General features: G+C 61.9%; 23 protein-coding genes. 7 read left to right on the top strand and 16 right to left on the bottom strand.

The window, feature by feature from the left end; genetic code table 11:
* Positions 1 to 78 precede the first annotated feature (78 nt).
* A complete protein-coding gene (locus BX592_RS09130; RefSeq protein ID WP_134191326.1) occupies positions 79 to 996 on the bottom strand; it encodes a LysR family transcriptional regulator in 918 nt (305 codons plus the stop codon).
* A gap of 133 nt (positions 997 to 1129) precedes the next feature.
* Between BX592_RS09130 and BX592_RS09135 the strand changes: the two genes are divergently transcribed.
* Positions 1130 to 1894, top strand: coding sequence for an SDR family NAD(P)-dependent oxidoreductase (locus BX592_RS09135; protein ID WP_134191327.1), 765 nt, complete (start codon positions 1130 to 1132; stop codon positions 1892 to 1894).
* A 170-nt stretch (positions 1895 to 2064) separates the two neighbouring features.
* On the opposite strand, the gene cynR is transcribed toward BX592_RS09135, so the two are convergent.
* Positions 2065 to 2958 (bottom strand): transcriptional regulator CynR, encoded by an 894-nt coding sequence (gene cynR, locus BX592_RS09140; protein WP_134191328.1) that lies wholly within the window; start codon positions 2956 to 2958, stop codon positions 2065 to 2067.
* A gap of 185 nt (positions 2959 to 3143) precedes the next feature.
* Here cynR and BX592_RS09145 point away from each other — a divergent pair, with 185 nt between their 5' ends.
* The gene (locus tag BX592_RS09145) at positions 3144 to 3968 is read left to right on the top strand and encodes a fumarylacetoacetate hydrolase family protein (RefSeq protein ID WP_134191329.1); all 825 of its coding nucleotides are present in this window, start codon (positions 3144 to 3146) and stop codon (positions 3966 to 3968) included.
* Between the two features lie 162 nt (positions 3969 to 4130).
* On the opposite strand, the gene BX592_RS09150 is transcribed toward BX592_RS09145, so the two are convergent.
* The 10 genes from BX592_RS09150 to BX592_RS09195 all read right to left on the bottom strand — a co-directional run bounded on the left by BX592_RS09150 (position 4131) and on the right by BX592_RS09195 (position 16504).
* On the bottom strand, positions 4131 to 6080 hold the full coding sequence (locus BX592_RS09150) for a M48 family metallopeptidase (protein WP_134191330.1): 1950 nt from the start codon (positions 6078 to 6080) through the stop codon (positions 4131 to 4133).
* Positions 6081 to 6131: 51 nt separating this feature from the next.
* Positions 6132 to 6731, bottom strand: coding sequence for a LemA family protein (locus BX592_RS09155; RefSeq protein ID WP_134191331.1), 600 nt, complete (start codon positions 6729 to 6731; stop codon positions 6132 to 6134).
* Positions 6732 to 7023: 292 nt separating this feature from the next.
* A complete protein-coding gene (locus BX592_RS09160; RefSeq protein ID WP_134191332.1) occupies positions 7024 to 7977 on the bottom strand; it encodes a sugar kinase in 954 nt (317 codons plus the stop codon).
* 29 nt (positions 7978 to 8006) lie between these two features.
* Positions 8007 to 9533: a UxaA family hydrolase gene (locus BX592_RS09165; protein WP_134191333.1), complete on the bottom strand. Its 1527-nt coding sequence runs from the start codon at positions 9531 to 9533 to the stop codon at positions 8007 to 8009.
* A gap of 7 nt (positions 9534 to 9540) precedes the next feature.
* A complete protein-coding gene (locus BX592_RS09170) occupies positions 9541 to 10689 on the bottom strand; it encodes a mannitol dehydrogenase family protein (RefSeq protein WP_134191334.1) in 1149 nt (382 codons plus the stop codon).
* A 31-nt stretch (positions 10690 to 10720) separates the two neighbouring features.
* A complete protein-coding gene (locus BX592_RS09175; RefSeq protein ID WP_134191335.1) occupies positions 10721 to 11731 on the bottom strand; it encodes a zinc-binding alcohol dehydrogenase family protein in 1011 nt (336 codons plus the stop codon).
* Positions 11732 to 11801: 70 nt separating this feature from the next.
* On the bottom strand, positions 11802 to 12818 hold the full coding sequence (locus BX592_RS09180) for an aldo/keto reductase (protein ID WP_134191336.1): 1017 nt from the start codon (positions 12816 to 12818) through the stop codon (positions 11802 to 11804).
* A 101-nt stretch (positions 12819 to 12919) separates the two neighbouring features.
* Positions 12920 to 13870, bottom strand: a complete 951-nt coding sequence (locus tag BX592_RS09185) for an ABC transporter substrate-binding protein (protein ID WP_134191337.1) — start codon at positions 13868 to 13870, stop codon at positions 12920 to 12922.
* Positions 13871 to 13926: 56 nt separating this feature from the next.
* Positions 13927 to 14958: an ABC transporter permease gene (locus BX592_RS09190; RefSeq protein WP_134191338.1), complete on the bottom strand. Its 1032-nt coding sequence runs from the start codon at positions 14956 to 14958 to the stop codon at positions 13927 to 13929.
* A complete protein-coding gene (locus BX592_RS09195) occupies positions 14951 to 16504 on the bottom strand; it encodes a sugar ABC transporter ATP-binding protein (protein ID WP_134191339.1) in 1554 nt (517 codons plus the stop codon). Before BX592_RS09195 ends, BX592_RS09190 begins: the two co-directional genes overlap by 8 nt.
* A gap of 224 nt (positions 16505 to 16728) precedes the next feature.
* Here BX592_RS09195 and BX592_RS09200 point away from each other — a divergent pair, with 224 nt between their 5' ends.
* Positions 16729 to 17430, top strand: a complete 702-nt coding sequence (locus BX592_RS09200; protein ID WP_134191340.1) for a FadR/GntR family transcriptional regulator — start codon at positions 16729 to 16731, stop codon at positions 17428 to 17430.
* Positions 17431 to 17752: 322 nt separating this feature from the next.
* Here BX592_RS09200 and BX592_RS09205 read toward each other — a convergent pair whose 3' ends face one another.
* Genes BX592_RS09205 through BX592_RS09215 form a run of 3 tightly spaced genes read right to left on the bottom strand, consistent with a single transcriptional unit; the run spans position 17753 to position 19892 of the window.
* Complete coding sequence (locus tag BX592_RS09205) at positions 17753 to 18349, bottom strand: NADPH-dependent F420 reductase (RefSeq protein ID WP_134191341.1); 597 nt, start codon at positions 18347 to 18349, stop codon at positions 17753 to 17755.
* A gap of 27 nt (positions 18350 to 18376) precedes the next feature.
* Complete coding sequence (locus BX592_RS09210; protein ID WP_134191405.1) at positions 18377 to 19144, bottom strand: SDR family NAD(P)-dependent oxidoreductase; 768 nt, start codon at positions 19142 to 19144, stop codon at positions 18377 to 18379.
* A 13-nt stretch (positions 19145 to 19157) separates the two neighbouring features.
* Positions 19158 to 19892: an SDR family NAD(P)-dependent oxidoreductase gene (locus BX592_RS09215; protein WP_134191342.1), complete on the bottom strand. Its 735-nt coding sequence runs from the start codon at positions 19890 to 19892 to the stop codon at positions 19158 to 19160.
* A gap of 107 nt (positions 19893 to 19999) precedes the next feature.
* Between BX592_RS09215 and BX592_RS09220 the strand changes: the two genes are divergently transcribed.
* The gene (locus BX592_RS09220) at positions 20000 to 20971 is read left to right on the top strand and encodes a LysR family transcriptional regulator (RefSeq protein WP_134191343.1); all 972 of its coding nucleotides are present in this window, start codon (positions 20000 to 20002) and stop codon (positions 20969 to 20971) included.
* Between the two features lie 271 nt (positions 20972 to 21242).
* Positions 21243 to 21812, top strand: coding sequence for a cytochrome b (locus BX592_RS09225; RefSeq protein ID WP_243849414.1), 570 nt, complete (start codon positions 21243 to 21245; stop codon positions 21810 to 21812).
* Positions 21813 to 21931: 119 nt separating this feature from the next.
* Here the strand turns inward: BX592_RS09225 and BX592_RS09230 are convergent, their stop codons facing one another.
* Positions 21932 to 22204, bottom strand: coding sequence for a COG4315 family predicted lipoprotein (locus tag BX592_RS09230; protein WP_134191345.1), 273 nt, complete (start codon positions 22202 to 22204; stop codon positions 21932 to 21934).
* A 318-nt stretch (positions 22205 to 22522) separates the two neighbouring features.
* Here BX592_RS09230 and BX592_RS09235 point away from each other — a divergent pair, with 318 nt between their 5' ends.
* Positions 22523 to 22918: a hypothetical protein gene (locus BX592_RS09235; protein ID WP_243849416.1), complete on the top strand. Its 396-nt coding sequence runs from the start codon at positions 22523 to 22525 to the stop codon at positions 22916 to 22918.
* Positions 22919 to 23717: 799 nt separating this feature from the next.
* Entirely contained in the window at positions 23718 to 23936 is a 219-nt protein-coding gene (locus BX592_RS09240) for a hypothetical protein (RefSeq protein WP_134191346.1), read from the top strand.
* Positions 23937 to 23988 lie beyond the last annotated feature (52 nt).

Genomic DNA, 23988 nt, shown 5'->3' on the forward strand with positions numbered 1-23988 from the left:
GGCTGTATGAGAGTTGATCTCGCGGATCCGTGGCTGTTCAGGAAGTTAAAAGCCCTATATGTGTTTTCGCAACCGCTATCATTTTGGCCATCGCCAGCTCGGCTCGGAGAGGTGTTCGGCAAAGTAGTCGGACAGCGCGGCAACTTTCGCAGGACGCGCGCGCGCCGACGGCGTGACGAAGTAGAGGCCACCCTTCGTCAGCGACCAGTCGGTGAGAATCGCTTCGAGACGGCCATCGGCCAGATATTCGCCGGCGATGAACTCGGGAAGCTCCGCGATCGCCAGGCCATCGAGCAGCATGGGCAACAGCGCATCGGAATTCGTCACGCGTAGCGGACCGGTCGGCATGACCGGCTCCTCATGCCCCGCGTCGTTCGTGAAGCGCCACACGTCGCTGCGCGCGCGATACGCGTACGAGAGGCATGGTCGCTCCACCAGATCGCGTGGATGCGTAGGGCGCCCTTCGCGCTGCAGGTATTGCGGCGACGCGACCACGTATTGCGTGACCGCGCACAGCCGTCGTGCCACGAGCGACGAATCCGGCAGCGCGGCGATACGCAGCGCGGCGTCAAAACCCTCGGCCACCAGGTCGACTGATGCATCCGACAGGTGCAGGTCGATCGACACCTGCGGGTACGCGCGGAAGAAGCCGGGCAATAGCGGCGCGACCCAGCGCAGCCCGAACGACATCGGCACGGCGAGGCGCACCAGCCCACGCGGCTGTACCGACATCTCGCGCGCGGCACTTTCCGCTTCTTCGGCCTGACGATAAATCGCGCCGGCCTTCTCGCAGATTGTCCGGCCGAACTCGGTGAGCGACAGTTGGCGCGACGTGCGGTTGAAGAGCCGCGCGCCCAGCCGGTCCTCGAGGCGGGCGACGCCGCGCGAGACCGTCGCAACGGATACTCCCATCACGCGCGCCGCGGCCGCAAACGATCCTTCCTCGGCGACCTTTGCGAACATCGCGAGCCCTTCGAAGTCAGGCAGCTTCGCCATTTTTCCTCATCTTTGCATTTTTGCAACGTTAGTTTGCGATCAATTCTATTTCGAAAAGATAGAGGCGTCGATATTCTCCTTACATCGCAGTACCCAATACCGAACGCGGACACACCCAGAAAGGAGAAGCACCATGGCACGCACACTCGATAACAAGATCGCACTCGTGACCGGCGCAACCAGCGGCATCGGCCTCGCGACCGCGCAGCGCTTCGCGGCAGAAGGCGCACATGTCTACCTCACCGGGCGCCGTCAGGCTGAGCTAGATGCCGCGGTGAAGAGCATCCGCGAAGCCGGCGGCAACGCGACGGGTGTACGCGTCGATTCCACGAAGCTCAGTGAGCTCGATGCGCTGTATGCGCAGATCAAGGAAGAACGGGGTCGCCTCGACGTGCTGTTTGCAAATGCCGGCGGCGGTTCGTTGTTGCCGTTTGGCAGCATCACTGAAGAACATTTCGATGACACCTTCAATCGCAACGTGAAGGGCGTGCTGTTCACCGTGCAAAAGGCGCTACCGCTGCTGGCCGTCGGTGCGTCGGTGATTCTCGCCGGCTCGACGGCAGGCAGCGCGGGCACGGCTGCATTCAGCGTGTATTCGGCTTCGAAGGCCGCGGTGCGCTCCTTCGCACGTAGCTGGATTCTCGACCTGAAGGACCGCCGCATTCGCGTGAACACGATCAGCCCGGGCGCGACCCGCACGCCTGGTCTGCTCGATCTCGCCGGTCCGGACGCCGGCGAGCGGCAAGGTCTCGCCGATTACCTGGCCAGCCTGATTCCAATGGGGCGCCTGGGCGAACCCGGCGAGATCGCGAGCGCGGCGCTGTTCCTCGCGTCGGACGACGCGAGCTTCGTGAATGGCATCGAGTTGTTCGTCGACGGCGGTCAGCAGCAGATCTAGCATTGCTCGGTCGCGCTGGTGAGTGGCAATCCTGACGATGTGCGCACTGGCGCGTTGCCCGTCGATGCCGACGGGCACGTGCGCATCTCGACGCGACGCGAAGGCACGACGGTGCATCGCCTGTTGCCGGGTTCCTGGCCGGCTTGACGGCTCGACGCGGACGCGACCTCCTATTTATTCACCTCCACGAACGATGCCGTCGCCTCCAGCGCCATTGCGACAAACGCTTGCGTTGCGGCAGAGCGGTAAGCGTTGCGTCGTTGAAGCAAGGCGGCGGGCCTGAGTTCGAGTTCCGGCTGGAATTTCGCCGTGCTCAAACCGGGCCCCGCGACATTTGCCGGCAAGATAGTCGCCACGTCTGTCTGACGAACAATCTCGATCAGTACTGTGATGGAGTTCGCCTCGACCACGATAGCGGGACGTGCGCGCATTTTTGCGAAATAGCGATCGACGCTCCTGCGGATCGAAAAGGATGCGTCCAGCAATGCCAGCGGCGTCGCTAGAAGCTCGGCTCGCGTCACGACCGTCTTGCGCGCGGGCCAGCGACCCGCGCCGGCGATCAACGCAAGCCGCTCCTTATGCAGCGGCGTCACTTCGATGTCCTCTACGGGCATGTCGCCAAACCCAATGCCCAGGTCCAGTTCGTCGTCCCGAAGCGCGGGTTCGATTTCTTCCTGCTGCGACGCGACGCGAACCGACAGCGAGATTCCCGGGTACCTCGATCTGAAGCGCTGCACCAACGGGCCGATCAGATAGTTCGCCACGGTCGGCGTCACACCAAGCCGCAGCGATCCGATCGAGAGGTCCTCGACATCCTTCACCGCGCGAGCGGCTTCATCCAGTTCTTCCTGAATGCGCCGGACATAACGAAGGTACATGGCCCCCCTGTCCGTAGGGCGCACCTGGCGCCCGCTTCGGTCAAGCAATTGCGCGCCCAGGCGATCCTCGAGTTCCTTGATCTGCTGTGACAGCGCCGGCTGCGACACATGCAGCGCCTGGGCTGCCCGGGTAAAGCTCCCGTGGTCGACGACCGCGGTCAGATAGCGGAGATGGCGAAGCAGCATTGTCTATAAGAAAAACTTATGGAAAGTGTAGGAAACGCGTCTTGGACGATTATGCATCCAATCTCTACTCTGTAGTCAGACGCGAAACGAAACACGTCCATTCCGCGATTGCGGAAGGTGTCCATCGAACGGCGGACGCGCGCGATACAGATGACGCGTTTGCCGCAAATTCAAGGAGAGTTGATATGCAACAGTTTGCCCGAGTCCTCGTAAACGGCAGCGCCGTTCCCGTCATCATCGTCGGTGGCGAGCATCTGGATCTGCGTCCGGTCGTGGCGGACATCACACCGCAAGCCATCGCGAGTGGCGTTCTGAACCGGGTCGATACGACTGCGCTCCATCCGTTGCGCGGCGAACATACCTATCTCGCGCCGATCGAAGGCGTCCGTCAGGTCGCCGCGACCGGCTTCAATTACAGGAAGCACATCGAAGAGTTCAAGATGAAGCCGCCGACCGAACCGGAAGTCTTTCTGAAGGCGATGACCTCGCTTGCCGGCCCGAACGACCCAATCTCGCGCGGTCCGAGCCCCGGCACGAAACTGGATTGGGAAGTGGAACTGGCGATCGTCGTGGGGCGCGAAGCCCGGGACATCGCAGCGGCCGACGCGGCCGACTACATCTTCGGCTATGTCTGTATCAACGACATCTCGGACCGCACAACCCAGGTCGACGCGGAGGGCCGGCAGCATCTGGTGCGCGCCAAGTCGCGTCCTGGCTACTCGCCGATCGGTCCATTGCTGACAACCGGTGTCGATGGGGCGAACCTTGATCTGTGGACGAAGCTGAACGGCCAACTCGAGCAGCATGGCAACACAAGCGACATGCTGTTCTCGATTGGTGAAATGCTTGCCTACTTTTCGACGCATATGACGCTGCTGCCAGGCGACATCCTCGCGACTGGGACGCCGCCGGGAGTGGGATTCGGCAAAGACCGGTTCATGAAGCCCGGCGATGTACTGGAGTGCGGTGTCGCCCATCTGGGCGCCCAACGGCACGTGATCCTGGATTGACGGCAGTGGCTCGGGGCCGGGGGCGGACACCTCGACCTCGAACCGTCGAACCCGATCAGCAACCCCCAGCTAACGGGCATGCGCGATCGTCCTGTCCGCGCCAGGCAACAAAGTCTCTTCTGCTCGTAGCATTGGGCAGAGATCGCCCGGCGGCGATGTCGTTCATAGTCCTTTCGCTTTTCCCACCGTGAGCGGCGGTAGCGGGCAGTCGAGCGTATCGCAAATGGCCCGAATCAGCTCCGCTTCGCGGAGCGTGACCTGCTGGTCCGCCACAATGCAGGCCGCACACGCGACGACGATCCTGAGCTTGATGGGCGGGACGGCCTCGTTGAGCACCTGCAGTGCCGCGTCGAACGCGGCGAGCGAGCATTCCACACGGGGCGGCAAGCGGTGGCTGTGCTGGTCGCCCATGTAGCTGCGCATGCCCGTATCGAAGGCCTGGGTAGCATGATCGGGTTCCGGGTGGCCTTCCCAGGCCACTAGCGCCAACACCGTCGCGACCGGCTGCACCAGTTTTTGCGCTGAGCTGTGTACGGATCGCGTCTGACGCTGACGCAGGAACTGGGCATCGAGATGGCGATGCAGCACACAGCGGAGCGTGTACTCGAACAGGCTCAGCTGCTGGTCGGCGCTGATAAGCACTTCGACCTGGGCGCGGAACGCCCGGTGTTGCTGCGGCGACATCTGCCGCAGGGCTGGCAAGGCCAGGTCAAGGAGCGGCAACCGATGTGTGTCCGCCAGGGCGTGGGCAGCGGCGACCAGCCGCGAGGTTTCGGCGAAGTCCCGCGGGTCAGCGCCGGCCTTCAGCGCGGTCAGCTGGCGTTCCCGCAGGTCTGCCCGTGGGTCCATGAGAAGGGCATAGACCAGCGCGCGAGCGCTGAACGGCTCCTGGGCGGCGGCCCGGAGGACATCGGGCATGCCGTCGTTCAACCCTTGGGCGTAACTGATCACGTCAGGATCGACGTGGCCGACCCGGGACACGACTTCGTTGGCGAACCCCAAGACCGGCACTGGCACCTGCGGCAGCCCCGGTATCGTCGGAACCCCGGCGAGCGGCGGGGTGCGGCCGCGGCGGGCGCCTTCAAGTTCTTCCCGATCGACACCGACTGGCCGCACCTCCGGGAATTGGCCGTCGAACTGCGGATCGAGTCGGCGGATGCGCTCGACGAGGGGCGGGTGGGTGGCCAGCAGTCCGGCGAGCCCACCGCTGGCGAAGGCGTTAGCGAAGAACATGTGAGCCGCCTCGACAGCTTGGGGGTTGCCGATGCGCGACCCTTCGGCCAGCCCGCCGATCTTCTTGAGCGCTCCGCCAATGCCGTCGGGGTTGCGCGTAAACTGGACCGCGCTGGCGTCGGCCAGGTATTCGCGCTGCCGGGAGACCGCTGCCATGATCAGCCGTCCGAAGAACGCTCCCACCAGGCCCAGCACAAGCACGCCCAGGCCGAGCAGCATCACGCCGCCCTGGGAGTCCCGCCGTCCGGGCGAGCGTGCGCGGGATGCGAACATGAGGCTGCGTCCGATGATGGACAACGCCATGATTCCGAAGACCAGGCCGATCAGCCGGATGTTGAGGCGCATGTCCCCGTTGAGGACGTGGCTGAATTCGTGCGCCACCACACCCTGCAGTTCGTCTCGGCTCAGGTAGTTGAGGCAACCCTCTGAGACGGCGATCACGGCATCGCCCGGGGCGTAGCCGGCCGCGAAGGCATTGATTCCGGGCTCATTCAAAACATAAACGGGGGGCACCGGCACGCCTGCGGCGAGCGCCATCTCCTCGACGACGTTGAGCAACCGCTTCTGCCGCGCGTCGGTGGTCGTGCCTGGCACCTCCTTGCCGCCCAGCATCAGCGCAACGGCCTGCCCGCCAGAAGCGAGCTGGGCCACCTTGAACGCGCTGGCACCGCCGACCACAATGCCTACCCCCGGCGCCGCAATCAGGAGCAGTTCCGGCTGCCACCAGGACACGGGCTCGTGGCTGCCATACATGCTGAGCGCCACCAGCAGCCCGTACACGAGCGCGATCAGAATTACGATGGCCAGGACGAAATAGACCACCAGCTGGGAGGTCTTGCGTCGGGCAGAATCCTGCTGCTGAAAGAAATTGGTGGCCATGGTCAGAGCGGCTTTGGGAGCATCAAGCACACAGAGCCGCGGCGATTCGCATTACCCAAACGACACCTTGGGCGCCGCGCGCTCGCCCTCCGCGGTTTCGAGTAGCGCCGCCTCCTTGAACCCGAACATGCCGGCTACCGTGACAGCCGGGAAGACCTCGCGCCGGATGTTGTACTCGGTGGCGGCGTCGTTGAAGGCTTGCCGGGCAAAGGCGATCTTGTTCTCGGTTGAGGTCAGATCCTCCTGCAGGGCGAGCATGTTCTGGCTGGCCTTGAGGTCCGGGTATGCCTCGGACAGCGCAAACAGCCGGCCGAGGGTGCCGCCCAGCTGGGCCTCGGCCTGGTTAAGCTCCCTCACGGCCGCTGGGTCGCTCGGGTTGGCGGCGGCTTTCTGCTCGGCCGCCATCGCGCTATGACGGGCCTTGATGACAGCGTCGAGCGTCTCCCTCTCGTGGCTCATGTAGCCCTTGACCGCTTCGACCAGGTTCGGAATCAGTTCGTAGCGGCGTTTGAGCTGCACGTCGATCTGCGCGAAGGCATTTGCAAAGCGGTTCCGTGCGACCACCAATCCGTTGTAGATGCCCATGAGCCACAGCGCGAGTATCAACCCGATGCCAAGCAGCACAAGCAGGGTGATGATGAAGGGACTCATTGTGCGTGACCTCCGACAAGAGGACTGCAGGTTTGGACCATCACACGACTATTGAAACAGGATAAGTGAAATGGCGTTTAATTCAATCGATTCATCGGAAATGATGGAAGAAAAAGGCGTGCATTAAAGCGTATTGCATCAATTCGTCTCTTCTATTGCGACTTTATTCGGTAATGCTATGCGGCAGATTGGGAGATGCGCGTTGAAATGGTGAGGGCCGCGACAAATTGTGACACCTGAGAGGAGCGGTGCGCCGTCGGGCGCCGAGCCCGACGATTCACATGCGCGGCCTTTAGCTAACCACTGACGTTCCGCTCAGGATCTGCTCAACTGCTGCGCGTGTGGGGATCGGCGCGACCGCTCCAAAACCGAGCGTGGACAGGGCAGCCGCAACATTTGCGTAACGGGCGGCGGAGAACGGGTCATCACCGGCACAAAGTCGCGCGACGAAGGCTCCGCCAAAGCAGTCACCCGCACCGGTTGCGTCGATTGCGCTCACCGGATGCGCAGGCACCTGTTGCCGACGCTCGGGCGTTGCAATATAGACCCCTTCGGTTCCGAGCTTGAGTGCCACGATCCGCGGCCCGCGTTCAAGCAGGAAGTCGACGATTGCATCGCGAGTGTCGAGCCCCGTCAGCGCGGTCACATCGTCCCAACTCGGCAGACAGATGTCGGTCTGGCGGATGACCTCGAGCATCGTCGCGCGTGCGCGCGCAAGCGGCCAGAGCTTGAGCCGCAGGTTCGTGTCGAACGACAGCTGCACACCGTGTTTGCGCGCATGCGCGATTGCGCCGAATGCCGCGTCACAGGCCGTCGTTCCGATTGCAAGACTCACGCCGGATAGGTGCAATACCGAAGCCGCCGCGAGCGTATCGAGCGGAAGATCGTCCGCGGCGTACCGGCTTGCGGCGGAATGCGCACGCAGATACTCGAACTGATGTCCGCCCGGTCCGTGTGAAACGAAATACACGCCGGTATGCGCTGCTTCATCGATACGCACAGCGGACGTATCGACGTTTTCCCGCTGCCATAGCTCGAGAAGCAGACGTCCAAACCGGTCGCCGCCCACCGCGGAGATAAAGCCGGTCCTCGCGCCCTGGCGCGCGGCCGCGATACAAAAATTCGATGTGTCGCCGCCGAATCCCTGAAGATAATCCGATCCGCCGACCGAGCACTGGCTGAATTCGACCATTGCTTCGCCAAATGCAACGATCTCGGGTTGTTGTTGGACTCCTGTCTTCACCATCTGTCGACCCCGCATACCGAACGTCCCCGTCACATGATCGCGCCGCGTAACCACGGGATGAACTCGCGGTCCCCGATGCCGTTCTCCTCGCTGCAGGTTTTGCGTCCTGACGCGACCTCGAGTATCAGATCGTACAGACGCGCGCCGGCTTCCTCGACATTCAGCGAGCCATCGATAGTCGCACCACTGTTGAAATCCATGTCGGACCGCATCCGCTCGAAAAGAGCGGTCGTCGTCGCGATCTTGATCGTAGGAACGGGCTTCGAACCGAACACTGAGCCGCGTCCGGTCGTGAAGCAGACGAGGTTCGCTCCGCCCGCGATCTGACCCGTCGCCGAGACCGGGTCGTAACCGGGTGTATCCATGAACACGAGACCGTCTTCACGAACCGGCTCCGCATAATCGTAGACCGCCTTAAGCGCCGAACTTCCTGCCTTCGACACCGCACCGAGCGACTTCTCAAGAATGGTCGTAATGCCGCCGGCCTTGTTTCCCGGAGACGGGTTGTTGTTCATCTCGCCGCCGTTCTGCTCCGTGTAGCCTTCCCACCAGTGCAGTTTGTCCATCAGGCGCTGCGCCACCTCTGCCGATACAGCTCGCGCGGTCAACAGATGTTCGGCGCCGTAAACCTCGGGGGTTTCCGACAGTATCGCGGTCCCGCCGCTGCGCACGAGCAGATCGACCGCCACACCGAGCACCGGATTCGCAGTAATGCCGGAGTATCCGTCGGAGCCGCCGCACTGAAGCCCAAGTTTCAGATGCGAAGCCGGCACCGGCGCGCGCGTTGCGCGGTTTGCCGCGTGGAGTTCCTCGCGAACCATGGCGACGCCGCGAGCAACGGCGTCGCGCACGCCGCCCTCGTCCTGGATGACGAGCGTGCGGACCGGCCGGGACGAAGACGCTTCGAGCAGATCGACTAGCCCCTCGATCTGGTTTACTTCACAGCCGAGTCCCACGAACAGCACGCTCGCGAAATTCGGATTGCGCGCGTAACCGGTCAGCGTGCGGCGGAGCACAGCCATGCCTTCCCCGGCCGAGGATATCCCGCATCCGCTCTGATGCGTGATCGCAACCACGCCGTCGACGTTTTCGAATGCGTCGAGGGCATCGCCGCGAAATGCATCCGCGATCGCGTGGCACACGGTGGCCGAACAGTTCACACTGGCAATCACGCCGATATAGTTGCGCGTTCCAGCTTGGCCGTCGGCGCGTAGGTACCCGAGGAATGTATCCGCACGTTTAGCGGGCACAGCACCGGTATCCGTCGCATACGCGCGCGCTTCAGTGTCGTGTTGCGACGGCATGCCGACGTTGTCCACGTGAACGTGCGCGCCGGCGAGAATATCGCGCAATGCAATGCCGATCGTCTGCCGGTATTTCGTGATCTGAGCGCCTTGCGCGATGTCGCGTAGCGCCAGCTTGTGCCCCGCCGGGATCGGTGACAGCACGCGCAGACGCTGTCCGTTCAGATCCACGAACGCGTCGGCCTCGAGCGCCCGCAATGCGACGGCAACGTTGTCGTCATCGTGAAGAACGATGAGGTCCTGATCTTTCATGACGCCACTACTCCTTACTGGCCAGAGGCAGATCGTTCGCCGCGAGCAGTTTGCGCAATCGCGGTTGTGCGATCGGCGACGACAGTGAATCCGCCAGTTCGACGAGCGGCTGTATCCGGCGCCTGATCTTCTCGCGATGATTGGCGGCAATATCGGAAATGCGATGTGCGAGAAATGGATTCAGGAATCGCTCGCGCACGCTGGCGACGTAAGCATGGGCCTCGCTTTGCAGACCCATCGCGCCAAAGACAGGCAGCACCTCGTCGTGCCACACCGCCTCGAGTTCACCGCGCACGCGGGGGGCGTTCATCGCCTCCAGCACCGTTTCTTGCGCCGAGCGGCGCTCGCTGAGCCATTGATCCGCCAGCCACGTATGACCGAGATTGAGAAAAAACAGCTTAAGCTGCGCATAACGGCGCAGTTCATCGGTAAGCACGATCTGCTCGTGCGTACACGGCAGCTCCATTCCGGCACGCCGTTCGATTGCCCATAGCGCATACGGCTCCGCGACCGCGCCTACCGGATGGATGGGCGCGGACACAATACGGTCGACCAGCGAATTCACCCACACGCACTGTTCCCGCAGATAACCGATGAAAGGCTCGGGTAGCGACCATTGCCGGGCCACACCAAGCACGATATCGCGCAAGGTATCGCCGTTTCTGTCGACGAGTTCGCACGGGTAGACCGATACACCGTGGTGCGGACGCTCACGCCAGCGAGCATTCAGCAGCACCAGCAGTTTCGCCGGATAACTGTGCGGCACGAGCGCGTCGTTCGCCAGCAGATCGGCCGAATCACGCTCATCGAGTTGATAACCGGCATCGCCGGTGTTGGATACGATGACCCGCGCATCATCGATCACCGCGCGACGGATCGCGGCCCAGTCGGTATCGGTTGACCACGCATTGCGCACCACCCGGCATTCGACCACCCGGTCCACCACCTCGCCAGCTTCGCGACCCCGTATGTGTACCGGGTAGTGTTCCGCGTGAGAAAGCGCCGCGATCCGCGCGCGGCTCGATTCGTTCGTTGTTGTCTGCACAACGCTGATGCCGCCAATCGCTTCGCCACGTTCCAGCGCCTCGGAGACAAAGAGCGCGACATGCGCAAGCAGGAAACGGCTGGTGCCAAATTGAAGTATCGGTGTACTCATAAGCGGAATCCTGATTGCGTGGCGGCTTGCCTTAGCATTCGATCAGTGCTTTCACGACCGTCTGCCCCGGCTCCAGCAAACGGGGAAAATCCTCCGGCACGTCGGCAAGGCGCATGCGATGCGTGTTGAGCGCCTGGTCTGGAATCTGCCCGGCGCGCATCGCTTCGAGCACCGTTTCGAAATCGGCGGCCGTCGCGTTGCGGCTCGCGAGCAAGGTCGTCTCCCGCTTATGGAACTCCGGATCCGAAAAGGTGACCTGGCCGGGCACGATCGAAATCAGCGTGTAGGTGCCGCCATGGGCGACAAAGCCGAAGCCGCGGTTCATCGCGTCGATGTTGCCGGTTGCGTCGAAAACGACATCAAAAAATTCACCGTTCGTCAGCGACGCAAGTTGCGCGGTGTCGTCGGGCCCGACCGGGACCGCGGCGGTTACGTTGAGCTGCGCAGTGCAGAACGCGAGCCGGTCGGCGCGCGTGTCGAGACACACGACGTTACCGCCGCGCAGCTTCGCGAAGATCATGGCCGCCATGCCGATCGGACCGGCGCCCACGACGAGCACCCGTTGTCCCGCCTGCACGTTCGCGCGTCGCACCGCGTGCGCGCCGATGGCGAGGAATTCGAGCATCGCCGCCTGGTCGAGCGAGACGCCTTCAGCCTTGTGAACGAACTGGGCAGGCACGCTCAGATACTCGGTCATCGCGCCGTCGCGGTGAACGCCAAGCACCTTGATGTTCACACAACAGTTGGTCTTGCCCCGGCGGCAGGCAACGCATGTTCCGCACGAAAGATACGGCATCACATATACGCCGTCGCCGGGAGCGAGTCCCGAATCGCCATCCGCTTCGACGACGACGCCGGAGAGCTCATGGCCCATCACGCGCGGATACTGAAGGTACGGCTGAGTGCCGGTGAAAATATGGAGATCGGTGCCGCAGATGCCAACCCGGCTCACGCGCAGCAAGACTTCTCCAGTCTTGCGCTCTGGAACGTCGGATTGGTGCGCGCGAAGCACACCGGGAGAGTCGCAAATTACGCTAAGCATGTTGATATCCTCATGAGCGGAAGAAAAGCCGTGGCGTTTTCCGCGCCGACGCAAAAGACGGACAGACGAGTCATGCGTGCCCTTCCGGAAGCGGCACCTGCGCGTCAATCAGGTTTCCGGATCGTAGTGCTGCCCAAAAATCCGCTGGTATCGACTGATCGAGCCACGCAATGTTTTGCTGAAGCTGCGATGCACTGCGCGCACCGACGACACACGACACGACTGCCGGGTGAGCGAACGGAAACTGCAGCGCGGCGGCGGGCAGCGGCACCTCGAAGCGCTCGCACAAAGCCGAAAGCCGACTCACTCTTTCGACAACCTCGGCAGGAGCATCCGCGTAGTTAAACTTGCCGTTGCCGGCCAGCACGCCTGAGTTGAATACGCCGCCAACGACGATCGCGGTCTTCAGACGCACGCAGACATCGAGCAACGGTTCCAGCGCGGTCTGCTCGAGCAGCGTGTAGCGGCCCGCAAGCATGATCGCGTCGAGCTCGACTTCGTTCAACGCATCGGCGGCGACTTCCCACTCGTTGACCCCAAGGCCGATTCCGCCGACCTCGCCGCTCGAACGCAGCGCAAGCAACGCGCGAAAGCCGCCGCCGTCAGTCAGTTGCGTCCAGTAGTGAGCGTGCTGCCCACCGTGCGTCATGCGGCCGATATCGTGTACATAAATCACATCGATTTGCGCGAGCCCGAGACGCTGCTGACTATCCTCGTATGAGCGCATGATGCCGTCGTAAGTGTAGTCGTACACAGGACGGAACGGTAGCGGCTCGGCCCAGCCGTCATCGCCAGGTTTGACGCTCGCGTCGGGGCGCATTAGCCGGCCCACCTTCGTGCTTAGTGTGTAGGCACTGCGCTCGCGTGCGCCGAGCGCATGCCCGACGCGCCGCTCGGAAAGCGTGTAGCCGTAATACGGCGCCGTGTCGAAGTAACGCAATCCGGCGGACCACGCGGCGTCGGCAAGCGCGGCCGCTTCGGCGGCCGCCATCGGCCGGTAGAGTCCGCCGAATTGGGAACAGCCGAGGCCGAGTGCGGTCATCGACAGACCGCTGCGCGGCAGATTGCGTTTTTCGCTTGCCTTCATGAGAGAGTATGGATCCCTAAGTGAGTTTCATCGATCCGTTGACCAGACCCGCGCGGCGCACCTGCGACGCGGCGGGTCCGACACGATTCGTCGGGGCTCTGTCAATAGAGGACGTCCTTTGCTTGCTGCGAATCGAGGTTCTGCTTGTCGACCATCACGACGCCCGTATCGATCTGCTTCGGCACCGGCTTGTGCTCGATGACGCCGATGACCGTTTCGATGCCCTTGTGTCCCATCTGCCACGAGCCCTGAACAGCGATGGATTGCACGGTTCCGTCGCGCACGAACCCTTGCAGATCTTCGTTGCCGTCGAAACCGATCGCGACGAGCTTGCCCGCCTTGCCCGACTGTTTGAGCGCGCGGCCCACGCCGACCGCCGTCGGCTCGTTCGCGCCGAAGATGCCCTTGAGGTCGGGATTGGCGGACAGCACGTCGGTCGTCTGGTTCAAGGCCATTGCCATCTGCGATTGCGAGTAGTACGGCCCGACGACCTGCAGTTTCGAGTGGCTGGCGATGTACTTGCGGAAGCCTCCGACGCGGCTCACTTCGGAGCCAGCGCCAGGCACATAAGACATGATCGCGATCTTGCCGGTCTGTCCGACACGATCGATCAGCGCTTGCGCGCAAAGCTCGCCCGCCTTCTCGTTATCGGTCGACAGGAACGACTGGTAGTACTGTTTGCCCGAAGCGGAAATGGCCGAATCGATCAGCACGACCGGGATATGCGCGTTCCACGCCTGCTTGATCGCGGGAACGAGCGCGTCCGGATCGGACGGCGCGAGCACGATGCCCGCGACATGCCGGTTGACCGCATTCACGACCATATTGACCTCATCGGTGATATCCGATTCGGCAGCCGGCCCCTGAAACGTCATCGTGTAGCCCTTCGCGTCGGCGAGCGCGGCGTTTGCGCCTTTCTGCACGTTCTGCCAATAGTTCGAATTGACGGTCTTGACGATCACGGCGATCTCACCGCCCGCCGCGTACGCGCCTGTACTGAATGCTGCACATAGCAGTGCGGAAAGTGCCAGCATCGGAAAGCTCTTCTTCATGTCTCGCTCCTGTCTTTAGTGGTTGGACTTCTTCTGACTGCCTTAAAGGCTTGTGCTTAGCGCCTGCGGTTACGAAGCTGATCGATCCAGACGGTGCCGAGAATCACCACACCGATGATGATCTGCTGGATGAAGCTCGAAACGCCATTCATGTTCAACCCGTTGCGCAGCACGCCGATCACGAATGCGCCGATGGCCGTACCCGAAATCGTACCGACGCCACCCATCAACGATGTTCCGCCAATCACCGAGCTCGCAATTGCGTCGAGTTCGTACATCACGCCTTCGTTCGGCTGCCCGGTCACGAGCCGAGACATCAGCACGCATCCCGTTACGCCGGCGAGGGCGCCGGAAAGCACATACGTAAAAAGTTTGACACCCTGAACATTGACGCCGGACAGCCGCGCGGCTTCCGCGTTCGAGCCGACCGCGTAGATGTGACGGCCAAGCGAGGTCCTCGAAAGCAGAACGGAGACGACAACGAACAGCACGACCATGATGACGACCGGGTAGGGAATGCCCGGAAAGGTCGTGTCCGGAAAGCCGTCCGCGCCGATGTGGGAGATGCGGAACAACGCACCATTGCCGAGCTCGCCGAATGCTTCGCCGAGGTCGGATACGGGACGCGCACCGGTGATCTGCAGCGCCATCCCGCGAGCGACGAGCATCATGCCGAGCGTCGCGATAAACGGCGGCAGGCCCATGCGCGTGACGCAGATGCCATTGATGAGGCCACACAGCGCACCGACCAGAATGCCGCCGAGCATGGCGACCGGCACCGGCACGCCGACTTTGGCGAGCAGCGCCGCGCAAACGCCGGCAAGTGCGAGTACCGAGCCGACAGAAAGATCAATGCCGCCGGTGATGATCACGCAGGTCGCGGCCACGCCCAGATAGGCGATCGAAGTGACCTGCAGACCCACGGTCATAAGATTGTCGACCGAGAAGAACGCGGAGCTCGCAATCGAGAACGCGATTACGAGCACCACAAGACTGCCCAATGCCGCGAATTTCTGAATGAGTTCGCGTCGCCGCTGTTGTGCGGAGCGATTGGCGGCCTGCGTGCGATCCGATGTTATTTCAAGCATGGGTGCGCCCCGAAGCGTAGTGCATGATCTCCTCCTGGCTGGTGTGTTTTGTTTCGAGAACCGCCGCGATGCGACCTTCGTGAAACACGGCGATCCGATCCGTCATGCCGAGCAACTCGGGCAATTCCGAGCTGATCAGCACGACGCCCACGCCATCCGCAGCAAGCCGGTCCATCAGGCCGTAAATGGCGAACTTCGCACCGACGTCGATACCGCGTGTGGGTTCGTCGAAGAACAGAATTTTCGAACCGCGATACAGCCACTTGCCGATCACGACCTTTTGCTGATTACCGCCGGAAAGGTTGCGCGCGATCTGATTGACCGAAGGCGTGCGAATCGCGAGGTCGCGCACATAGCGGTCCGCCACACGCGCTTCCTCGTTAAACCGCAGGAAGCCCGCACGCGACGAGATACCGCGAACATTGGCTAGCGTGACATTCGCAGCGACCGGCATGCTGAGTGCGAGGCCTTCTTTCTTGCGATCTTCGGAAAGGTAAGCAATACCGTGGCGAATGGCCTCGCGCGGCGAACGTATCGTGACTGGCTCGCCGCGCAGCGAAATCGTTCCGCCGTCGAGCGGATCGGCGCCGAAAATCGCGCGCGCGACCTCGGTGCGTCCTGCGCCCATCAGGCCGGCGAAGCCAAGTATCTCGCCTTTGCGCAGTTCAAACGAAAGCGGCCCGAACACCGCTTCGCGCCGCAGGTCGTTGACGCTCAGCAGCACTTCGTCGGTCGGTACCGACTGGCGCTGCGGATAAGCATCGTCGAGCGAGCGCCCCACCATGCGCGCGACAACATCGTTCACGGTAAGCGCCGCGAAGTTGTCGGTCGAGATATGGCGGCCGTCCCGCAACACCGTCACTCGGTCGACAATCTCCGCCATCTCGTCGAGACGATGCGAGATGTACAGGATCGCCACGCCGTCTGCCCGCAATTCCTTGATGATGCGAAAGAGGTGGACGGTTTCCGACTCCGTCAGTGACGAGGTCGGCTCGTCCATGATCAGCACCTGCGCGTCGAGCGACAGTGCCTTCGCGATTTCCACCATCTGCTGCTGCGCGATGGAAAGCGCGCCGACTTTGGTGGTGGGTGCGAGGGTGAGTCCGATGCGGGCGAGACATTCGCTGGCATTGGCGTTGAGCCTGCGCCTGTCGACAAAGGGGCCGCGCTTGGGTTCACGCGCGAGATAGAGGTTTTCTGCGATGGAAAGATCGGGAACGAGGTTCAGTTCCTGGTGGATGATCGCAATGCCTGCCGCCTGGGCGTCGGACGTCGACCGGAAAGTCACCCGCTCGCCGCGGTAAAGGATGTTCCCTTCGTCGGGACGGTACTGGCCGCTGATGATCTTCATCAGCGTCGATTTGCCCGCTCCGTTTTCACCGCAAATGGCATGGACTTCGCCGCAATGCAGATCGAGGTTGATGCCGTCGAGCGCGATCACGCCGGGAAACTGCTTGCGAATGCCTTCGAGCCGGAGAATCTCTCCTTCCCACATGCGGCTGTTCGGCTTGCGAGCGAAGTCAGGCAGGCTGCGAAGCGTGCTCATCGTGTCTCCTGTGACGGCTGACCCGTCGCGCGGGCCAGCTCAATTGCGACACATTAAAGCGCAATATCGGCGCTTGGTCAATCCAGTTTGAAATTAAAGAACTGACCTTACCAATTCTAACGTTCCCGGGTAAACCAGTTCATTTGCGGGTTCGCATCGGCCGCTGCTAGACTTCGCCACGGCGCTGGTTCGAGCGCCTTCTGTGTACCGGATGCTGGCCGTTCATGAAATCACAAGAGCCCAAGCGGCTTTACCAATCCGTCGCTGCGGAGATTCTTACCCTGATCCGCCAGGGTGAATTTCCAGTCGGCGAGCGTTTGCCGCCCGAGCGCGAGCTTGCGCTAAGACTCGGCGTGTCTCGTCCGTCATTGCGCGAAGCGTTGATCGCACTCGAGATCGGTGGCCGCGTCGAAATCCGGATGGGGTCGGGTGTCTACGTGCGCGACACGGGGGCGGACGATGAAAACGCGGTTGGCGCGTTGGGCGACAGTCCATCGGAACTGATGCAGGCGCGTGCGGCCATCGAGGGCAGTGTTGCGGCGCTTGCCGCCGCGCGTATGACGGCCGCCATGGTGGACCGGTTGAGGCGGACCGTGGAGCGGATGCGTAGGCTCGCCGCAGCCGGCAAGACGCCGGTGGACGCCGACCGGCAGTTCCATATGTTGATCGCGGAGGCGGCCGGTAACTCGGTGCTTGCCCGCTTTGTGGGCGAACTGTTCGACAGCCGCCACGATCCCATTGCGGCAGCGATGCGAGGTCACACTGAGAGCGCGGCGACATGGACCGACGCCGTGAGAGAGCATCAGGATATCCTGCGGGCACTGCAGTCCGGCGACCCGCTCGCTGCGCAGACCGCGATGCGCGCTCATCTGATGGCTTCGGAAGAGCGTTGGATCGGCGGCGTGCTTAAGCGGGATGCCGACTGAAACAGCGATTGCGGCCGTCGCGCTTGCGCTGCGTTGCGCGACTGCGAGTGCGGGGGCAAAGTGAACGGTTTCTACCGGATAGCCGGTCCCAAAGACGGCCCCAAAGACGGCCCAGTTGTTCTGTTATTCTGCGCGTTTTGATGTCGGACCATTCCACTTCGTTTAGAAGGATGCCTAACTGAAAAACCAACCTGCCTTTAATGTCGGTGCGGTCTTTCTATCTGGCGGAGGGAACGTTTAGAGCCGGGCACCGCCCGTCGCGTCGATCAGCTAGCTTTCACCAGGCACGACGCGGCTGGACCTCTGGGTTCAACCACAATCGTCAATCGAACTTGACCAGGTCCTTGAAGATCAGGTGACCCCAGTTCTTTCCGCGCGCATGCACAAGCCATCCACCTTCCGAAAGCCCGCCCAGTTGGATCGGCGCGAAACCGAGATTTTTCGCAAGCGCACCAATATCCGCAGCGGCTGCAGCATCGTCGCTCGCGAGGAACACGACTCTCCTGCCACCCTGTATAGCAGGGTCCTGGTCAAGGACGCCAGCAGCCAGATGGTTGAAACCTTTCACCAAACGGGCTCCGGTGAACGCCTTCGCGACGAATGCAGAGGATGGGAGCCCACCTGATTCCTCAAGTGGGGCCTGCGTGTTCATGGCGTCGATGACGGTCTTTCCGTTCCAGTTGGAAAGCGCCTTCGCGACCTCCGGGTGCGACTCGAAACGGACTGCCAGAAAGATGACGTCCGCCTTGACGGCTTCCGCCAGCGTTTTGGGAATGATCGTCGGCCCGATGGCGGCTGCGTCGGATTCAAAGCTCGCCGGCTCCCGCGTGGTGGCAACGGATACTTCGAGGCCATTGCGGGCGAACGCGTTGGCCAGCGCGCGGCCAATCTTGCCGAAACCGATGATTGCATAGCTCATGAGATTCTCCTTCGACTTCAAGTGCAGTTAGAGCTTGTAGCCGCCGCTCGCTTCGATTGTCTGGCCGGTCACCCAGTGACCTTCGTCGGAAGCGAGGAATGCCACGACGGCGGCGATTTCCGATGGCTCACCAAAGCGTCCCAGCGCGATTTGGGCCTCGACTGCTTTCACGAGTTCGGGATTCTCCCGGAAGGCGGCGTTCGCGTCGGTTCGCGTGTAGCCCGGCGCGACCGCGTTCGCGGTAATTCCGCGCGGCCCGAGCTCGGCTGCGAGCGCATGGGTCAGGTTGTTGATGGCCGCCTTCGCCATCGAATAGACGGGCGCGGCGGTCACGGGCTTCGTGGCGGCAGCGGAAGAAATGTTGATGATGCGTCCGCCATCGGCAAGACGCTCCAGAGCAGCCTGAACAATGAAGAAGGGCGCGCGTGCGTAGACCGCCATCAAGGTGTCCCAACTGTCCGGCGTCGCGTCCTTGAAGCCGACCCAACCGGAGTTGCCGGCATTGTTGACGAGAATGTCGAGCGCTTTGCTTCCGTTGCGTCGGGTGAAAGTGTCGTCGAGCTTGTCGAACAATGACGGGACGGTTACCGGGTCAGCAAGATCCGCATGAATCGCGAATGCCGTGCCTCCCGCTTTCTCGATGGAGGCGACCGCCTCGTCCGCGCCTGTTTGACTGGCGTTATAAGTCAGCGCGACGAGTGCACCATCCTTTGCGAGACGCTCGGCGATGGCTCGGCCAATGCCCCGCGATGCGCCCGTCACGAGAGCGGTTTTGCCCTTTAGTGGCTGTGTCATTTCATCTCTCTCCTTAGAGTTGCGCAAGACCGCCGTCAACGGCGAGTTCGCTCGCGGTCATGAAGCTGCTGTCAGGCGAGGCGAGAAAGGCGGCCGCTGCGCCGATCTCTGACGGATCAGCCATCCGCTGGAGCGGAGTCATCGACGCGAAGACCTTCTGACCTTCCTCGCCTAGCGCTTCCTTCGCGAGTTCGGTCGCCGTCGCCCCCGGCGAGAGAACGTTCACCCGGATGCCGGTGCCCTTCAGGTCCTCCGCCCAGGTCCGCGCAAGGTTACGTACTGCCGCTTTGCTCGCGCTGTAGGCGCTGAAGGCCGGAGCGCCGGTGGTGCCGGCGCTCGATCCGGTGAGAATGATCGAACCGCCCTTGCTCATCAGCGGCAGTGCCTTCTGGACCGTGAAGATCGTACCCTTCACGTTGGTGTCGAAAGTGTCATCGATGTGCTCGACGGTGATCTCGCCGAGCCGAAGCGGACTCCCCGCACCAGCATTGGCGAATACGATGTCGAGCATGGCTCGCTCGGCCTTCACGAGCGCGTAGAGTCGGTCGAGGTCGCCCTGATTGGACACCGACCCTTTCACCGCGCGGGCGCGGGGTCCGAGGCTGGCGACAGCGGCGTCGAGCGCTTCCTGGCGGCGGCCGAAGATATAAACGAAGGCGCCCTCTTCGATGAAGCGCTCCGCCGCGGCGCGGCCGATGCCGGTAGCGCCGCCGGTGATCACAGCAGTCTTTCCGTTAAGTCTGTTCATGTCGTGCGTCCGTTGAAGTAGCAGCGGGAGAGCACAATTCTCAAACACTTGATTCATGAAGACAATTGACTAAAAATCGATGCTACTCATCTATTTTATAGATATCTATGCTGGACAATGTCACTATCAATCAACTTCGGGCCTTCGTGGCTGTCTGCGACAAAGGCAGCTTTTCCGGGGCTGCACGGGAACTGAGGCGTGCACAGTCTGCGGTCAGTCACGCGATAGCCGCGCTTGAAACTGCGTTCGACGTGACGCTCTTTGAACGCAATACGCGCAGAGCGACGCTTACGGCTGCGGGCCGCAGCCTTCTGCCCGATGCTCGAGGCGTCATCTCGCGCACCGAGGAAATGAAGATGCGTGCGGTTTCGATTGTTGAATCCGGCGTCCCACAGGTCTCTATTGCGGTGGATACCTATTTTCCGCGTGCGCACCTTATCGAATGCCTGCGTACCCTCCAGGCGGGATTTCCGACGGTAGCAATCAGTCTCCGCATGACGACCATGCAGGGCGGCGAGCGTTTTATTCTGGAAGGCAAGTGCGCGTTGGCGGTGACGATAACCGACGTGCCGGAGATTCGCCCGGATGGCATCGAACGGCAGCACTTATGTGATACGCAAATGGTGACGGTCTGCGCGCCGTCACATCCGCTGGCCGCAATCGCAGGACCGATTCCGCGAGAGGAATTCGGAAGGCACATCCAGCTCGTGGTAACCGACAATCAGTCCGACGCAGAAAAGACACAGCAGGGGGTTGCCGGCGAGCGCCAGTGGTGGGTGAATGACCTCGGGGCAAAGCACGACCTGCTCAGGGGAAGCCTGTGCTGGGGGCACATGCCGCGTCACATGGTTGCGGAAGACCTCGCGAATGGGACACTTGTCGAGCTCCAACGGCGCGCGTGGCATATGCGTCCGCTCACATTCATGATCTCGTACCGGCGTGGCTACTCCTTTTCCGGATGCGAATCACAGCTTGTCACGCTTCTTGGCAATCCTGAGCACTGCTCGAAAGATGCCATGCGGCGGGCCGTCTCGCGAAAGAGCAAAGCAGGGCGACCGACGACCCGTGAGCGACGTTAAGGGTTGTGACCCGTTGACGGGTGTCCGCAAGAAAATGCCGAACGCCCGTCATCATGCGATATCTATCGTTAGCAGGATTCCGAAAGGAGTGCCCCAGACCGCATCGTTTAAAAATTTGAAAGGGTGATATAGAGTCGCCCTGCGACGCATTCAATACCGAACGTGCAGTCGCTTCTGCTTCACCAGGCGTATATAATTCCGACGTCGCACCCGACTACGCTGCGGCTTCCGCTGTCTGAACGGACTGGGGCCGCAAACTGGAGGCGCTATAGTGAAAAGCTCAGCAGCACGCTACGGCTCGATCGCGCAATTTCTCCACTGGGCCACAGCAATCGTTGTGCTCGTTGCATTTATTTATGGGCCTGGCGGATCTGAACAGCGCGTCTACTCTTCGATGCACGAGTTCGACCGGCGGCTCCACGAGACGTTGGGCTTGTGCGTGTTCGCGCTCACCCTTATCCGCCTGCTGTGGCGGCTATTAGATACGCGTCCCGAGAAACCTCAGATTCCCCGCTGGATGGCTGGTATGGCGACTTCCATACAATGGACGCTCTACCTGCTTCTCCTCGCTCTTCCGCTGACCGCGGTCACTGGCGCATGGCTCGAAGGGCATCCGCTGACGCTCATCTCCGGTCACGAAATTGCGCCATTGCTGGGCACTTCACATCAAGCTGGCGCAGCACTCGCATCAGTTCACAAATGGCTCGGCGATGCGATTATGTGGGTCGCGGGGATTCACGCGTTTGCAGCTCTTTTTCATCATCTCTTCCTTAAGGATGACGTCCTGATCTCCATGCTTCCATGCTGGTTTCCCTCGGGACGAGCACGTACCAGCCGATAACGCGCGAATGGTTCTCGGAAGTGCTTCGAGATATCGACGGTCAGACGTCCAGTGGATCGTGACTTGTCCGCTTGCTCGCCCTATCGGAAGAGGAAAACCAGTGGCGTGGGGACCATGCGTCATGGCTGAACGGTATGCCACACCTGGTTCAGCCCGTCGCCATGTCGGTCTCCTGGCTTTTTGTCCATCAAGCCGTGGTATAGCAGTTCGCCCTTATAGGCCCACTGCGATGCACCGTTTGCTGTGCGCACCAGGCTGAGCTCGCCCGAGGGACGATCACCCTGTGCAGCAAGTGCGGGTGGGAAGTTTCTCGCGCAGTTGCCTTCACATGACTTTTGATCCGGCGGACCACTCCCGCCGAACGGGTAGAGCATTTGGGCCGAACCGACCATCGCCGACCTTCGGCTGCAACGCTGAAAATCGACACGACGCCTTTCTCGCCGGCTACATAAACCGTGCGGGTGCACGAATCGAAAGCGAGCACGTGGATCGCCACCAACGTCAGACGACGCGCGGTCACTCTCCTCGTGCGCATATCGAGTGCCAGCAGCCGTTCGTTGTCTACGCACGCAATTAACGCGAGGCGGTGCTCCGGAAGGATGAGCAAGCCGTGATTGCCTCGCGCTCCCGGCAGATCGATGCGGGCATCCTGTCGGCGCTACCAGAAAGCAGCGTGCGCATAAACGGTTGGGCGCGAGGTGGAGCGATCGATGCACCGGAAAACAGTTGTCGCATCGGGCATATGGTTTGCGTTCCCGAAAAAATTCAGTCAGAGGTGCGATGCCATGAACCCAACTTCCAACTGGCTTTTGAAAACGCTTGCGCGAGCAGTTTCCACGACGCTTTGCGCCGCACTTTCGACGGCGCCGCCCGCGCTTGCGCAGATTACCGCGCCCAACGGAGCGGCCCCTCAGGATAGCCGCGCTGCCCCAATGGGTTCGCGGCCGGCCACGCCGGCTTCTGGAACGATTGAGTCGAACGCGCCGCAATCGTCGGAGGCGAAAAGCGGCGCGCGCGCGCCATCCGAGAAGTCAGGACATAAAACGGAAGGCGCGGGTGGCTTTGATAATGGGTTATATGGCACTGGCGCAGGCAACAACAAATAGCGTCGCGTGGGGCTTTTTCGAGCAGTGCAGTGCGCAAGCCGCGCAGGACTAGAGACCTGCTTTCTGGCTTGTGCGGATCAGCGCGTAAAGACGCGACGACCGTTGTCGCTCCCGAACCGGGCTTTCGCGGCACGTATCGCGACTGTCTCTGTTGGGTCGAACAACCAGCGCTCGCACACACGCACACCGGATCTCCGTCCACGACTCGCGATGCTCGACCTCGCGATCGACAGCATGCTTCGCGTGTGACCCTACGCGATTGCGAGTGCAGGACGTCTGTGACGGAAGTCACGTCGCCAGGCAGTAAAGTCCCAACGCCACGTTGCGACGGGTAACCGACTGATGGCGTTTGCATGCGCGTTGGAGAAGCCGCGCATGCCGGCGGCCGATGTGCTTGATCTTTTCTAACCATTGCAAGGCCGGACACTGTCTGCCACAGCCGACTCGTCGGTCACCCGGGTCCTTCTTCATCTGGCGGCATAGGGTCGTGACGGTTAGCTTGCGGTGATGGCGGCGCTGTTGAGTTTGCCCATCTCGTCGTCCTCTCTTGCGATGGAATCGCGCGGTCGTTGCTCCGTTCACGCCGCTGCGTGAATCCGTGCCGGATTCACCTGGTAGCAGTAACGAAACCGCAGCAACAGCGACATCGCAGCAACAGCCACACCGTCGCTTCGTCGTCGATATTTGCGCCCGCTTCCGACGCGTGAGGTCGGGCATTGCCGATGCTGTACTTCGTTGGCGTGCCATAGCGTCACGCGAGGCGACTCACTGTCATTCGACACATCGAAAGGAGCAGATCATGGCGACGAAGGAACAAGCGTTGGGGACCACGCAACAGGACAATGCGGGCAAGGACGCCGGTGGCGGAGGCACGTTCGAAACCGATATTTCGGAAACCGGCGACGATGGCACCACGGTGCGCCAGGCCGAGGTCAGCGAACAGGAACTGCAGGAGGTCAAGCCGGCGTCCGAAGGAGGCGGACAGAAGGAATCAGGCAGTGGAAGGACGGGCGAGTAAGCGCTCGGCCATGCACTAACACTGACGCGACGGCCGCCGCAGCATCGCCACC

This window comes from Paraburkholderia rhizosphaerae (genome assembly GCF_004366595.1).
GTDB classification, from domain to species: Bacteria; Pseudomonadota; Gammaproteobacteria; order Burkholderiales; family Burkholderiaceae; genus Paraburkholderia; species Paraburkholderia rhizosphaerae.

Coding starts and splice junctions, on each gene's coding strand:
- BX592_RS09130 (WP_134191326.1), bottom strand. CDS start 996: ATGGCGAAGCTGCCTGACTTCGAAGGGCTCGCGATGTTCGCAAAGGTC.
- BX592_RS09135 (WP_134191327.1), top strand. CDS start 1,130: ATGGCACGCACACTCGATAACAAGATCGCACTCGTGACCGGCGCAACC.
- cynR (WP_134191328.1), bottom strand. CDS start 2,958: ATGCTGCTTCGCCATCTCCGCTATCTGACCGCGGTCGTCGACCACGGG.
- BX592_RS09145 (WP_134191329.1), top strand. CDS start 3,144: ATGCAACAGTTTGCCCGAGTCCTCGTAAACGGCAGCGCCGTTCCCGTC.
- BX592_RS09150 (WP_134191330.1), bottom strand. CDS start 6,080: ATGGCCACCAATTTCTTTCAGCAGCAGGATTCTGCCCGACGCAAGACC.
- BX592_RS09155 (WP_134191331.1), bottom strand. CDS start 6,731: ATGAGTCCCTTCATCATCACCCTGCTTGTGCTGCTTGGCATCGGGTTG.
- BX592_RS09160 (WP_134191332.1), bottom strand. CDS start 7,977: ATGGTGAAGACAGGAGTCCAACAACAACCCGAGATCGTTGCATTTGGC.
- BX592_RS09165 (WP_134191333.1), bottom strand. CDS start 9,533: ATGAAAGATCAGGACCTCATCGTTCTTCACGATGACGACAACGTTGCC.
- BX592_RS09170 (WP_134191334.1), bottom strand. CDS start 10,689: ATGAGTACACCGATACTTCAATTTGGCACCAGCCGTTTCCTGCTTGCG.
- BX592_RS09175 (WP_134191335.1), bottom strand. CDS start 11,731: ATGCTTAGCGTAATTTGCGACTCTCCCGGTGTGCTTCGCGCGCACCAA.
- BX592_RS09180 (WP_134191336.1), bottom strand. CDS start 12,818: ATGAAGGCAAGCGAAAAACGCAATCTGCCGCGCAGCGGTCTGTCGATG.
- BX592_RS09185 (WP_134191337.1), bottom strand. CDS start 13,870: ATGAAGAAGAGCTTTCCGATGCTGGCACTTTCCGCACTGCTATGTGCA.
- BX592_RS09190 (WP_134191338.1), bottom strand. CDS start 14,958: ATGCTTGAAATAACATCGGATCGCACGCAGGCCGCCAATCGCTCCGCA.
- BX592_RS09195 (WP_134191339.1), bottom strand. CDS start 16,504: ATGAGCACGCTTCGCAGCCTGCCTGACTTCGCTCGCAAGCCGAACAGC.
- BX592_RS09200 (WP_134191340.1), top strand. CDS start 16,729: ATGAAATCACAAGAGCCCAAGCGGCTTTACCAATCCGTCGCTGCGGAG.
- BX592_RS09205 (WP_134191341.1), bottom strand. CDS start 18,349: ATGAGCTATGCAATCATCGGTTTCGGCAAGATTGGCCGCGCGCTGGCC.
- BX592_RS09210 (WP_134191405.1), bottom strand. CDS start 19,144: ATGACACAGCCACTAAAGGGCAAAACCGCTCTCGTGACGGGCGCATCG.
- BX592_RS09215 (WP_134191342.1), bottom strand. CDS start 19,892: ATGAACAGACTTAACGGAAAGACTGCTGTGATCACCGGCGGCGCTACC.
- BX592_RS09220 (WP_134191343.1), top strand. CDS start 20,000: ATGCTGGACAATGTCACTATCAATCAACTTCGGGCCTTCGTGGCTGTC.
- BX592_RS09230 (WP_134191345.1), bottom strand. CDS start 22,204: ATGGTCGGTTCGGCCCAAATGCTCTACCCGTTCGGCGGGAGTGGTCCG.
- BX592_RS09235 (WP_243849416.1), top strand. CDS start 22,523: ATGCACCGGAAAACAGTTGTCGCATCGGGCATATGGTTTGCGTTCCCG.
- BX592_RS09240 (WP_134191346.1), top strand. CDS start 23,718: ATGGCGACGAAGGAACAAGCGTTGGGGACCACGCAACAGGACAATGCG.